We start from the raw sequence: 12,808 nt of genomic DNA, 5'->3' as shown, positions 1-12,808 counted from the left end.
TAATTGTGAATGAAAGAGTGGTGAATCAAGGAGATATCCAACGAATAAGCGCCTGATTTGGGTTAAATCACAGGATGCACGAGCAGCACAGCACCCGTACCTAACACGGCGCCTGCAGCAATATCAGAAGGGTAATGCACCCCAAGTGCGATGCGTGAAGCACCAATACTGAGTGCCCACAGGTAAGCAAGAGGCGCAGCCACGGGATACACCTGCGCCACACTCGTGGCCATCACAAAGGCGGCCGCCGTGTGCCCCGAAGGTAGGCTGAATCTGTCTGAAGGTTCGAATCCCTTCTCAAACCCAACCAATGCGTGACAGGGCCGAGTGCGGCGAATGCTATTTTTGAGTAATAAGTACAGCGGCAATTCAACCAAAAAACTCGCCAACAGCAGATTGAACAGGCTCTGTCCTTGGGAGTGTGTCAGCATCAACCCGACGGCAAGATACAAATACACATGCCCATCTCCAGTTGCCGATATCCGCTTCGCCCAGTCATAAACACCGTGACGTTGGCTCAAACCTACAATGCGATAAAACATGCGCTTATCTAAGTCTGTAATGTAACTCAACATAAAACAGGCTCCTTGCTGGCATGCCAGCGAGTATCATGGCGATGTTAATGAGTGCATTCTCTCGACAACCGTTAGCGTCTGCATATTTTAACGCCCTGTCAGACGACTATTTCACGATAGAACCCCACGCTAAACCCTATGGCGACTTAAACAGATATTGCTTAAGTACTCAGTGTTAAGGTGAGACTAAGAACTCCCGATGACGGCAAAGTGACATCAGGCCTAAAGTTTTATGACACTAGCGCAGAGGGAATGAATCGCGAGGGATGAAGTAATGACTGCAAAGATTAAGGAAAACGTGCCGGGAGATACAGTGCTGCCCTGATGCTAAGCTTGGGCAACACTGTCAGAAAACCTTCAAGCGACGGCTTGTTCCAACGCTTTGGCGCGGTAAATTTTCGTCAGATGATAGATATTAATACAGGCTACGAAAGCGTTCATACCTGCAACTGGCCAGGCTGAAATAAATACGCCGTAGATTACAAACAGGGTACAGCCGACAAAGTTTAACCATCTTAACCAGATGATGTTCTTCATCATAAGTGAAATTGCCACCATCACTGAGGCAAAATAACCAATAATTTCAATTGTGTTTACAGCTTCCATAGGCACCTCTCGAAGGCCCTCTACCGTCCATAAGCGTAACGGGGGGTCCTTGCCCCTAAAGCAAATTAAGTTAAGTAAGTTAATTTAAACTTGGGATATAATACCAAAACACGCAACAGAGTTGTAATAAAAAACCGTTATTTAATGACCGATATCAAGTTTTGAGGACAACCCCCTGTTAAGTGACGAAAGTTTACAACAGAAGTGTTAACCCCCAAGTGCAACAATACCGTGATTGATAACACTTTTCTTTTCAGTAATCCCTTTTATACTGGCGTAAACTCGCTAAACTGTACGCAACGCGGATCAATAGGAGTGTAAATATGGAATACAACACCTCAGAACTATGTGACATGTACTTAGATGTCGTAGATGTAGTCGAGCCCATGTTCAGTAACTACGGTGGTTGTAGCTCTTTTGGCGGTTCTATCAGCACAATTAAGTGCTTTGAAGACAACGGCCTAATCACCGAGGTCTTACAAGAAGATGGCCAAGGTAAAGTCTTACTGGTTGACGGTGGTGGCTCATTACGCCGCGCCCTGATCGATGCATCTATCGCTGAAATCGCAGTCAACAACAACTGGGAAGGCATTATCGTTTACGGTTCAGTACGCGATGTGGATGCGCTGGAAGAATTAGATATCGGCATTCAAGCCCTTGCCTCAATTCCAGTGGGTGCCGATGGCAATTCAGTGGGCGAAGTGGAAATTCCGGTCAACTTTGGCGGCGTAACCTTCCTCCCAGGCGATCATATCTATGCCGACAACACTGGCATTATCCTGTCGCCAGAACCACTCGACATTGAGTAATGACAAATTACCTATCAAGAAAGCCAGCTAAGCTGGCTTTTTTATTGGCTGTTTTTCGCTAAGTCCCATTGAATATTCGTCCTTGGGTACGCCACAATATCCCAGTCCCTACCGATAAGAATACGAATCCATGTCTGAATTTATTCCATTTACACAAGCCGATGTCGCCAGCTTAGTGAGCCCAAGAGCGGGTGAAACCAAAATTGGTCAATGTGTGCATTTGGCCAATCACGAACATCCGCTCGAGGCGATACTCGCCACCGCTAAAGCCCACGGGGCGCAATTTGCCATTTTAGGTGTTGGGGAAGATATCGGCCCTAGAGCTAACCTAGGTCGAGGCGGTGCCACCGATGCCTTTACCACCAGCATGCGCCAATGGTTGAATTTACAGTCGAATCGTTTTCTTTCGGGCGCCGAATGCTTGATTTTAGGGCAAGTTCATACGGCGGATCTGCAATTACAGGCGCAAGATGGCGAAGGCGCGAGCCTAACCCAACTACGCCAGGCGGTTGAGCAACTCGATGAACGGGTGATTAGCATCGTTAGCGCCATACAAGCAGCAGGGCTTGAACCCATACTGATTGGCGGCGGTCACAACAATGCCTACGGTCTGTTAATGGCGACTTCGGCCCATTATCAACGCCAAGTTGCCGCGGTGAATTTAGATCCGCACAGTGATTTTCGCTTACTCGAAGGGCGCCACAGCGGTAATGGCTTTAGTTATGCGGCCGATCGCGGCGCGCTGGGTTATTACCATGTGCTCGGTTTACACGAGCTCAAAAACAGCGAGGCAAATTTACAGCAACTGTCTGACTTTGGTGGCACTTGGCATAGCCTGCAACAGATTTGGATTCGTCGCGAAGTGAGCCTCGCTGAGGCGCTACAGGAGATTGCCGGCAAACTCAATCACACCGCCCTGCCCGTTGGATTAGAGCTCGATGTCGATGCCATAGCAAAAATGCCCAGCAGCGCCTCAACGGCGGCGGGCATTCCGCTGCTCGATGCCGCGCACTATATCAGTTACATCGCCAGCCATTGTCCCTGTGCTTATTTGCACTTAGCCGAAGCCGCGCCGAGCTGCCATGAGGCGGGAATTGAAGCCGGATTTAGGGATGTCGGCCAGAGTATCAGCGAGTTAATCTATGCCTATGTGCAGGCAAGGCGTCATTTTTTAGCCCAATAGCATGTTAAGCTTGCGCCCTTGTGGGCGCTAAGCTATTCACCAAATCCTGATATTGTGGTCTAATGCCAATCCATTTTATCGGGTCGGCGCACTCAACATTGGCCAATGCCAAACGCCTCAAGCCAACGCCTTGAGGAGAGTTTACTAACTCGATCACAGAGTGATAGATCAAAGATTCAGCAAATGCAGGCGATGGCTTACACTCGCCACTAATACTTTGCAAAACAATAGGAATACATTGATGTCTGAGGGCGAATCTAAAAATACCCACTTTGGTTATAAAACCGTAGAGGCGGATAAAAAAGCCGATCTCGTTGCCGGCGTGTTTCATTCGGTTGCCGCCAAGTACGATATCATGAATGACGTTATGTCCTTCGGTATTCACCGTTTTTGGAAGCGTTACACCATTGAAGTCTCTGGCGCGCGCCCCGGCATGAAAGTACTCGACCTTGCGGGTGGTACTGGCGATTTAACCGCTAAGTTCTCCCATTTAGTGGGCGAAAAAGGTGAAGTGGTATTAGCGGATATCAACGATTCTATGCTGAAAGTGGGCCGCACTAAACTGCGTGACCGCGGCATCGTTGGCAATGTGAGCTATGTGCAAGCCAACGCCGAAGCGCTGCCTTTCCCCGATAACCACTTCGATATCATCACGATCGCCTTTGGTCTGCGTAACGTGACCGATAAAGACGCGGCGCTGCGTTCAATGAACCGCGTGCTTAAGCCTGGCGGTAAGTTATTAGTGTTAGAGTTTTCTAAGCCACAGCACGAGTTGATGCGTAAAGTCTATGACTTATACAGCTTTAAAGTGCTGCCGAAAATGGGTGAAATCATTACGAAAGACGCGGACAGCTATGAGTATTTAGCCGAGTCGATTCGTATGCACCCAGACCAAGAGACCCTCAAGCAAATGATGGTCGATGCGGGCTTTGAACAGGTCGATTACACCAACATGACCGACGGCATTGTTGCCCTGCACCGCGGTTATAAATTCTAATGATGCCGCAAGAAGTGGTGTTACTTGCCTGCGCCGCCATTGAGATGGGTCTGAAGCAACTTCAGACCCAAGCTGGCGACGCCTATGCTCGCCAGCGTCAGTTACATGGCAAAGTCTTTCGCATTCAATTATCACAACTCAGCTGGCCAATTTACTTAGTCTTCGCCAAAGAAATTCAAGTGCTGAGTCGCTATGAAGGCGATGTGGATGTCAGTCTGCATGCCGATGCTACGACGCTCTACCGCGTGACAGAGGGTGCTAACCTCACCGAACTCATCAAGCAAGATAAGCTCAGCCTCGAAGGTGACCTCAATCTGTTACAAAGCTTCAGCCATTATCTGCGTAGCATAGAGTTTGATTTTGCCGAGCCACTGTCGCGCTATTTAGGCGATGGGCCGACCCATAAACTGCTGAGCACGGGACTGCAGGCTAAAACCTTAGCACTTGAGGTACTGCGTAAGACCCGCTCGCATTTGGGGCAACTTGCTATCGAAGAATATCGCCTTGCGCCACACCGGATTGAACTCATTCATTTTTGCGATCAAATGGATGACTTAGTTGACGATACTCGTGCGCTCGAACAACGGATTGCCAAATTAAGAGACCAAATTAAGCCATGACCCTTGCCAGTATCCGCCGCGGTTATCATGTCATTAAAACCCTACTGCAATATGGGTTAGATGACGTATTACCGCCAAAGATGACCCCTTGGTACTTTAAACTCGCACGCAACAGCCTTTTTTGGATCCGCAATAAGCACAAAGGCAAATCCGGTGGCGAGCGTTTAAAGCTGGCGATGCAAGAGCTTGGCCCCGTGTATATTAAGCTCGGGCAAATGCTGTCAACCCGCCGTGACTTACTCAGCGATGAGTGGGCCAATGAGCTTGCCATGTTGCAGGATAAAGTTCCGCCCTTCGATGGCGCTTTGGCGCGTCAAGCGATTGAAGCCGAACTTAAAGCCCCCATCGAGAGCTACTTCGACGACTTTGACGAAACACCATTAGCCTCAGCCTCGATTTCCCAAGTGCATACCGCCACGCTTAAATCCAACGGCAAGGCCGTGGTATTAAAAGTGCTGCGCCCGAATGTAGAAACTAAAATCCAAGCCGACTTATTGTTGATGTCGCAAACGGCTAAGGTCATCGATTATCTCCTCGGTGAAGGGAATCGCCTGCGCCCCTCTGAGGTGATTGAAGATTACCGCGTGACTATTTTAGGTGAGCTCAATCTTAAGCTTGAAGCACTCAATGCCATTAAGCTGCGCAATAACTTCCTCGACTCAGACGCGCTCTATATTCCGTATGTTTACGAAGAGTTTTGCTATCCACGTTTAATGGTGATGGAGCGCATTTACGGTATTCCGGTGTCGGATATCGCCGCGCTGAAGGCACAGGGCACTAACTTTAAACTCTTGGCCGAGCGTGGCGTGGAGCTGTTTTTCACCCAAGTGTTCCGCGATAACTTTTTCCATGCCGATATGCATCCAGGGAATATTTTTATCTCCCGCGAACATCCCGAGAATCCTTATTATATCGGCCTTGATTGCGGCATTATGGGCACTCTCAGCGAAGTCGATAAGCGCTATTTAGCGGAAAATTTCCTCGCGTTTTTCAATCGTGATTACCACCGTATCGCGCAGCTGTATATCGAGTCGGGTTGGGTATCGGAAAAAACCGATCTACAAGCCTTCGAACAAGCCATCAAAGTCGTTTGTGAACCTATGTTTAACAAGCCCTTAGATGAAATCTCCTTCGGCCATGTGTTATTAGAACTATTCCGCACCGCACGCCACTTCGATATCGTCGTGCAGCCTCAACTCGTGCTGCTCGAGAAGACATTACTCTATATCGAAGGCTTAGGACGTCAGCTCTATCCGCAGCTGGATCTCTGGCAAACGGCGAAACCCTTTTTAGAACAGTGGATGGCCGAGCAAGTGGGCCCTAAGGCAATGTTTAAAAAGGTATCCACAAAACTGCCATATTGGTCTGATAAGCTTCCGGAATTCCCTGAGCTAATTTACGATAACCTTAAATTAGGCAGGAAATTGCTGAGTTCTCAGCAACAAATGCTAGATAAGTATCTGAAATATCAGCAGCAAGCACACAAGAGTAATTACTTGCTCATCACTTCTGCAATTTTATTGATCTGCGGCACGTTATTGTTCAACCAAGACGCTACACTGTGGAGCCCTTACGTGTGTCTGATTTCAGGCGCGGTGTTGTGGATTATCGGATGGCGATCTAGGCCAAAGAATCGTAAATTTTAGCTAGCACTAATTAATCAGAGGTTCATAATAGAACCGATATCAATTAAGAGGATACCTTCATGGGTGGCATTAGTATTTGGCAACTTCTTATCATCGCGTTAATCGTTGTCTTATTGTTTGGAACAAAGAAATTACGCTCTTTGGGTGGTGATTTAGGTGGTGCTGTTAAGGGCTTTAAAAACGCCATGTCTTCAGATGAAGATAAAAAAGCGTTAGAAGATGCTGAAGCAGCAAAATCAGTGCAAACAGCACAAACTGCACAACCAACCCAACAGGCGACTGAAAAGAAACCTGAGTCTAACAAAGAACAGGCGTAACTCTTTATGTTTGACGGTATCGGCTTTATGGAGCTGCTGCTGATCGGTGTTCTGGGGCTTGTGGTACTTGGCCCCGAACGTCTACCGGTTGCAGTACGTTCAGTAACAGGTTGGATCCGCGCGATGAAACGCATGGCCAACTCAGTCAAAGAAGAACTTGAGCAAGAGCTAAAGATCGAGCAGTTGCACGCCGACCTCAAAAAAGCAGAGAGTAAAGGTCTATCTAACCTCTCACCCGAACTGCAAGAGTCGATCGACCAGTTAAAGCAAGCAGCACAGTCTGTGAATCGTCCTTACCAAGTGCAAGATGTTCCCGCACCGGAAAACCAGATCCACAACCCTGCGAGCCAGAGTGTTTCTACAGAGGCGAGCCCTTCGGCTTCCTCCGCCCCCACTAGCGAATCCAATCAGGGCGAGGATACCCGTTCCAACCCGAAAGCTAACGGATAATTCATGTCGCAACAGCAGCCACTTATCAGCCATTTGCTTGAACTCAGGTCCAAGCTGCTTAAATCCATTGCCAGTGTGTTAATCGTGTTCATTTGTAGCGTGTATTGGGCAAATGATATTTACCACTACATGGCAATCCCTTTAATGCAGTCTTTGCCCTTAGGTGGCAGCATGATTGCGACCGATGTCGCCGCACCTTTCTTCGCCCCTTTCAAACTGACGTTAGTCCTGTCATTTTTTGTGGCAGTACCCTACGTGCTCTATCAAATTTGGTCCTTCGTGGCGCCGGGTTTGTATAAGCATGAAAAACGCTTAGTCATGCCGCTACTATTCAGTAGCACAGTGCTGTTTTACTTAGGGATCGCCTTTGCGTATTTCGTTGTATTCCCTGTGGTATTTGGCTTCTTTGCCAACACGGCCCCCGAGGGTGTGCAGGTAGCAACCGACATCAGCAGCTATCTCGACTTTGTGCTGAAATTGTTTTTTGCCTTTGGCCTGTCCTTTGAAATCCCGGTTGCCGTAGTCCTGCTTTGCTGGGCGGGTGTCACCACGCCTGAAGATCTCAAACAAAAACGCCCTTATATCATTGTCGGCGCATTCGTGGTGGGCATGCTGTTAACGCCACCGGATGTTATCTCCCAGACTATGCTTGCCGTACCAATGCTGTTATTGTTCGAAGGCGGATTATTTGCGGCTCGTTTTTACAGTAAAGCTGATGACGAGTCCGACGAAGAAGAATCAACGAACGACTAATGCCTTAATCGGCATTAGAGGAAAATAATAATAAGGAAACTGGGATGCGTTTTACTCTACTGACAGGTGCAGTGTTACTGGTATCTGCACAGGCTAATGCCGCGATTGAGCAGCAATTAACTCAATGTGCAGGGATAACGGACAAGCTCGAGCGCTTGGTATGTTATGACAACCTCGCGGCAAGCATTCAAGTCACCACAGTGACCAATAACACCACGGCACCGATAGCGGTCGCCCCCGTTGTCACACCCACAGCAGCCCCTGCAGCTGTGGCGACTGCAGCTCCTGTTGCAGCTGCAGCTGCCGCGACCAATATCGAAGATAATTTCGGTATGGAAGTTAAACGCGTCCAAGAAAATACGACCGACAAGATTTATCTCGATGTGGAGTCAATAGCAGAAGATGCCTACGGCGCTTTAAAAGTTACCTTTACCAATGGCCAAGTTTGGAAACAAACCGAAAACCGTAAATTCAATCTAAAAGTCGGTGAAAAGGTATTTATCGAAAAAGCCGCGCTTGGCTCTTTCTTAATGGGCACTGAAAGTCGTAATGCTAAGGTGAGGGTAAAGCGCCTAAAATAATGTCATCTTATATAGATATCGCTGTCAACTTGCTTGGCAGCGCACTCGAACCAGACATAGCGCAAATCGTACAAGCAGCGGCGGACCAAGGGGTTTCGCCGTTAATTGTTATTGGCAGCGATTTAACTGAAAGCACCGCCGCCATTCAATTATGCCAACAGTATCCCAACCAGCTTTACTGCACCGCAGGCGTACATCCCCACCATGCTAGCGAATGGCAGACGGACTCCAAACAGTTACAAACCACACTCTGCCAAGCGCCACAAGTCGTTGCCGTCGGTGAATGCGGACTAGACTACAACCGGGACTTCTCCCCTCGCCCGGCCCAGCGCCAAGCGTTTATCGACCAGCTCGAACTCGCGGTTGAACTCAAAAAACCGGTACTCATGCATGAACGAGATGCCCACGCTGATTTTTTAAGTATTGTTAAAGAATACCGCCCTCATCTCAGCGGAGCATTACTGCACTGCTTTACTGGCACACATGCCCAGATGGAAGCCTATATTGAGCTCGATCTACATCTAGGCATTACAGGATGGGTATGTGATGAGAGGCGCGGCCAGGAACTTGCCGAGCTCGTCCCGTTTATTCCGAAAGAGCGTTTATTGATTGAAACAGACAGCCCTTACCTGCTGCCACGCAGTATGCGGCCCAAGCCTAAGTCCAGTAAAAATAAACCCGAATACTTACCCTATATCGCGCAATATATTGCCAATCTGCGGGGTGAAAATGCGGCTGAATTTGCCAAACAGTGCTATCAAAATAGCCTAGCCTTTTTTAATTTGAGTCAAGCGAATGGCTAAGTTCGGCAGTTTATTGGTTTTGTTACTCGGTATGCTCATATCATTTGGCAGCTTTGCCAATACAATGAGCATAGATGAGCACACGCCTACACCACTAAACCTAACCCCGTGGTTGATGGTGACGCACTCCAATGCTAACTCTCAGCTAGACGATATTCAGGCGTTGCCCAAGTCGCAATGGCACAAGTTTACCAGTGATGATATTCAACGCCTCAGCCAACATGATTTTTGGCTTCGCGTAAACCTGACGAGTGGTGATGAGAGTCTTGCACGCATTCTCGCCCTCGATAATCCGCTATTGGATAGAGTGACCATCTTCCATTTGGTGAATAACCAACTCATCAACACCACAGAGATGGGGGATACACTGCTCTATAAGAACCGCCCACTGCCGAGCAATATCTTTCTGTATCCTTTTAAACTAAGCAGCAATGAGCAACATACCTTCTATCTACACATCGTTACCGAAGGCAGTGCGGCAATACCTCTCAGCCTTTGGTCAGCCAATGATTTAGCTCAAATTGCCGAATCAACTGCCGTTGAGCATGGCTTTCAGCTCGGCGTGCTCGCCGCGATAGGGATTTTCAGTCTGTTTATCGCCTTGGCCTCTGGTTCATTCAGCTATAGCTATTACTCAGGTTATGTCCTATGCATGACGCTATTAGTGGCCACGATCAATGGTTATGCATTCCGTTTTCTCTGGCCCAATTGGCCAGCGTTACAGCAACTGATGGTGCCCGTGCTGTTACCTCTAGTGATGGCCTTTGCCCTAATGTTCACCGAGAAAATCCTGCAACTGAAATACTATAACCGCCGGATGTTATTAATGTGCCGCTACAGCGCGGTCTACATTATTCTTGTTGGGCTTTTAGTCCCCTTTTTGCGCTACGGAACCGTGCTGTATATCGAGATAATCTCGGTAGCGATACTCAGCATCATCATGATGATACTCGCCATCATACAAGCCATTAACGGTCAAAAGCTGGCAAAGCTCTATACCATCGGCTGGGTGAGTATGCTTACTGGCGCCTGCATCAGCAGCCTACTCTATTTGAGTGTTATCGAGTTCAATATCAAGCCGCAAACGCCGGTGATGCTTGGGCTCACCTTCGAAATCATCTTTATGTCGCTGGTCCTCGCTATCCGCTATAACGATGAGCGCAAATCTAAGCTCCGCATTCAACAGGAAGCCCTCAAGCAAGCACAAAAGATCCGTAGTGCGCGCGAAGAAGCCTTAAAAGTGGAAGCGGAAACCAATGAAAGACTCGAACAGATGGTGCAAGAGCGTACCCTAGAGCTTGAGATCACCCTGCGCGAATTGCATGAAGTTAACCAAAAACTTACCGAACAGAGCACTATCGATAGCTTAACCGGCGTGAAAAACCGCAGCGCCTTTGATAAACGACTACTCGCCGAGAGCCGGATCAGCCGTCGCCAAGAAACCCCCATCGCCTTACTGATGCTGGATATCGACCGCTTTAAATCGATTAACGATCAATTCGGCCACCTAGCAGGGGATCAGGCCTTAAAAGTGATTGCGACAACCTTGCAGCAACATTTAAAACGACCAACCGATCTAGTATCACGTTTTGGTGGTGAAGAGTTTGCTATTATTCTCCCCAATACGACTGCGGAAGGCGCCATTCAAGTCGCTGAAAGCATAAGAGATGCAGTGACTAGCATCGGCCTAGAATGGGAAGGAAAGCCCATTCCCTTGACCGTGAGTATCGGTGTCAGTGCCGACGTGATCAGTAACGACCAACACAGTACCGAATTATTAGAGCAAGCCGACAAGGCACTCTATCAGGCAAAAAATAGCGGACGCAATCAAGTCAAATTGTATGCGCCAGCACAAACAGAACCTACTTAGGAGTCTAATGTGAACATCATTACCAGTGCCTTCCCTCAGCGCAGAATGCGCCGCATGCGTAAACATGACTTTAGCCGTCGCCTGATGGCTGAAAACCATCTAACAGTCAATGACTTGATCTATCCCATGTTTGTGCTCGAAGGCACTAATCGCAGTGAAAAAGTTGCTTCAATGCCAGGGGTTGAGCGCTACTCTATCGACTTACTGTTAAAAGAAGCCGAAGAGCTAGTCGAACTCGGTATTCCGTTAATTGCCCTGTTCCCAGTTACGCCAGCAGAGAAGAAATCGCTGATGGCAGAAGAAGCCTACAATACCGACGCTTTAGTGCAACGCGCCGTGCGTGAACTGAAAAAGGCCTTCCCACAGCTGGGTATCATGACTGACGTGGCTTTAGATCCTTTTACAACCCACGGTCAAGACGGCATTATCGATGAAACAGGCTATATCCTGAATGACATCACTACTGAGATCTTAGTGAAACAAGCATTATCCCATGCCGAAGCGGGTGCAGACATTGTTGCGCCATCGGACATGATGGATGGTCGTATTGGTGCGATTCGCCAAGCCCTGGAAGCTGCAGGCCATGTAAACACCCAAATCATGGCCTATTCAGCCAAATACTCCTCAAGCTACTATGGTCCCTTCCGTGATGCCGTCGGCTCAGCAGGCAACCTAAAAGGTGGCAATAAACATAGCTACCAAATGGATCCGGCCAACAGCGATGAAGCGCTGCATGAAGTTGCGCTAGACATCCAAGAAGGCGCAGACATGGTGATGGTGAAGCCTGGTATGCCTTACCTAGATATCGTTCACCGCGTAAAAACCGAATTAGCAGTGCCCACTTTCGCATACCAAGTGAGTGGCGAATATGCCATGCATATGGCGGCCATTCAAAATGGTTGGTTAGCGGAAAAGGCCATCGTCATGGAATCGCTGCTATGCTTCAAACGCGCTGGCGCAGATGGCATCCTAACCTACTTTGCCAAACGTGCAGCACAGTGGCTAAAAGAAGCTAAATAATCGGGTTTAGAAAACAATTCTAAGCATAGGGCAGCCATACGCTGCCCTTTTTATTGGCTCGAACAAAGCTCTTGGAACGACTCTTTATCGTTCAAATCGATAAGCAGGCAATGAGTATAGTTTTCGCAGAGGCGAATAAAAGGAAGAATAGAAGAAATTGAAAAAGCCAAAAACAAAAAAGCCAGCTTATTCAGCTGGCTTCATGCTCTCTTCACGAGAAAATTAGGCGCTTGGCGATGACCTACTCTCACATGGGGAGACCCCACACTACCATCGGCGCGATTGCGTTTCACTTCTGAGTTCGGGATGGGATCAGGTGGGACCACAATGCTATTGTCACCAAGCAAATTTGTTATTCACTACCCGTCTTGTTTTGCAGGCAGTAAATTAAATTCGGAAAGCTGTTTGAGTTGCACTTCTTAAGTGTTTGTATTCAAGCTAAGTACTACTTAGTAAAACCCATCTGGGTTGTATGGTTAAGCCTCTCGAGTCATTAGTATCAGTTAGCTCAACGCCTCACAACGCTTACACACCTGACCTATCAACGTCCTAGTCTCGAACGGCTCTTTAGTGGACTT

General features: G+C 48.1%; 14 protein-coding genes and 2 rRNA genes. 12 read left to right on the top strand and 4 right to left on the bottom strand.

From position 1 onward, the window contains the following. Positions 1-62: 62 nt before the first annotated feature. Positions 63-575 (bottom strand): phosphatase PAP2 family protein, encoded by a 513-nt coding sequence (locus tag B5P39_RS00080; protein ID WP_088209987.1) that lies wholly within the window; start codon positions 573-575, stop codon positions 63-65. A 357-nt stretch (positions 576-932) separates the two neighbouring features. After that, complete coding sequence (locus B5P39_RS00075; protein ID WP_011073879.1) at positions 933-1,181, bottom strand: YgjV family protein; 249 nt, start codon at positions 1,179-1,181, stop codon at positions 933-935. Positions 1,182-1,504: 323 nt separating this feature from the next. Here B5P39_RS00075 and rraA point away from each other — a divergent pair, with 323 nt between their 5' ends. The 12 genes from rraA to hemB all read left to right on the top strand — a co-directional run bounded on the left by rraA (position 1,505) and on the right by hemB (position 12,230). Further along, a complete protein-coding gene (gene rraA, locus B5P39_RS00070) occupies positions 1,505-1,990 on the top strand; it encodes a ribonuclease E activity regulator RraA (protein WP_011624278.1) in 486 nt (161 codons plus the stop codon). 130 nt (positions 1,991-2,120) lie between these two features. Then, positions 2,121-3,173 (top strand): formimidoylglutamase, encoded by a 1,053-nt coding sequence (locus B5P39_RS00065; protein WP_088209986.1) that lies wholly within the window; start codon positions 2,121-2,123, stop codon positions 3,171-3,173. Between the two features lie 241 nt (positions 3,174-3,414). Continuing rightward, entirely contained in the window at positions 3,415-4,170 is a 756-nt protein-coding gene (gene ubiE, locus B5P39_RS00060; RefSeq protein WP_011624280.1) for a bifunctional demethylmenaquinone methyltransferase/2-methoxy-6-polyprenyl-1,4-benzoquinol methylase UbiE, read from the top strand. Beyond that, positions 4,170-4,790, top strand: a complete 621-nt coding sequence (locus B5P39_RS00055) for a ubiquinone biosynthesis accessory factor UbiJ (protein WP_088209985.1) — start codon at positions 4,170-4,172, stop codon at positions 4,788-4,790. Before ubiE ends, B5P39_RS00055 begins: the two co-directional genes overlap by 1 nt. Continuing rightward, the gene (ubiB, locus tag B5P39_RS00050) at positions 4,787-6,436 is read left to right on the top strand and encodes a ubiquinone biosynthesis regulatory protein kinase UbiB (protein WP_011718484.1); all 1,650 of its coding nucleotides are present in this window, start codon (positions 4,787-4,789) and stop codon (positions 6,434-6,436) included. The genes B5P39_RS00055 and ubiB overlap by 4 nt, the downstream gene beginning before the upstream one ends. 59 nt (positions 6,437-6,495) lie before the next feature. After that, positions 6,496-6,753, top strand: a complete 258-nt coding sequence (tatA, locus tag B5P39_RS00045) for a Sec-independent protein translocase subunit TatA (protein ID WP_011718485.1) — start codon at positions 6,496-6,498, stop codon at positions 6,751-6,753. A 6-nt stretch (positions 6,754-6,759) separates the two neighbouring features. Further along, positions 6,760-7,203: a Sec-independent protein translocase protein TatB gene (gene tatB / locus B5P39_RS00040; protein ID WP_086902291.1), complete on the top strand. Its 444-nt coding sequence runs from the start codon at positions 6,760-6,762 to the stop codon at positions 7,201-7,203. Positions 7,204-7,206: 3 nt separating this feature from the next. Continuing rightward, positions 7,207-7,956 (top strand): twin-arginine translocase subunit TatC, encoded by a 750-nt coding sequence (tatC, locus tag B5P39_RS00035; RefSeq protein WP_011718487.1) that lies wholly within the window; start codon positions 7,207-7,209, stop codon positions 7,954-7,956. A gap of 44 nt (positions 7,957-8,000) precedes the next feature. Continuing rightward, the gene (locus B5P39_RS00030; protein ID WP_088209984.1) at positions 8,001-8,537 is read left to right on the top strand and encodes a hypothetical protein; all 537 of its coding nucleotides are present in this window, start codon (positions 8,001-8,003) and stop codon (positions 8,535-8,537) included. Further along, positions 8,537-9,340, top strand: coding sequence for a TatD family hydrolase (locus B5P39_RS00025; protein ID WP_088209983.1), 804 nt, complete (start codon positions 8,537-8,539; stop codon positions 9,338-9,340). Before B5P39_RS00030 ends, B5P39_RS00025 begins: the two co-directional genes overlap by 1 nt. Beyond that, complete coding sequence (locus tag B5P39_RS00020; RefSeq protein ID WP_088209982.1) at positions 9,333-11,210, top strand: sensor domain-containing diguanylate cyclase; 1,878 nt, start codon at positions 9,333-9,335, stop codon at positions 11,208-11,210. The genes B5P39_RS00025 and B5P39_RS00020 overlap by 8 nt, the downstream gene beginning before the upstream one ends. A gap of 9 nt (positions 11,211-11,219) precedes the next feature. Continuing rightward, positions 11,220-12,230, top strand: a complete 1,011-nt coding sequence (gene hemB / locus B5P39_RS00015) for a porphobilinogen synthase (RefSeq protein ID WP_088209981.1) — start codon at positions 11,220-11,222, stop codon at positions 12,228-12,230. A 228-nt stretch (positions 12,231-12,458) separates the two neighbouring features. Here the strand turns inward: hemB and rrf are convergent. Together rrf and B5P39_RS00005 are read right to left on the bottom strand one after the other, a co-directional pair. After that, a 5S ribosomal RNA gene (gene rrf / locus B5P39_RS00010) occupies positions 12,459-12,574 on the bottom strand. A gap of 128 nt (positions 12,575-12,702) precedes the next feature. Further along, positions 12,703-12,808: ribosomal RNA gene (locus B5P39_RS00005) — 23S ribosomal RNA — on the bottom strand; the annotation flags it as partial.

Origin of the sequence: Shewanella sp. Shew256 (assembly GCF_002196695.1) — a bacterium.
Taxonomy (GTDB): Bacteria; Pseudomonadota; Gammaproteobacteria; order Enterobacterales; family Shewanellaceae; genus Shewanella; species Shewanella mangrovisoli.
Note: the sequence above shows the minus strand (reverse complement) of the source record. Positions and strands in the feature narration are given on the sequence as shown.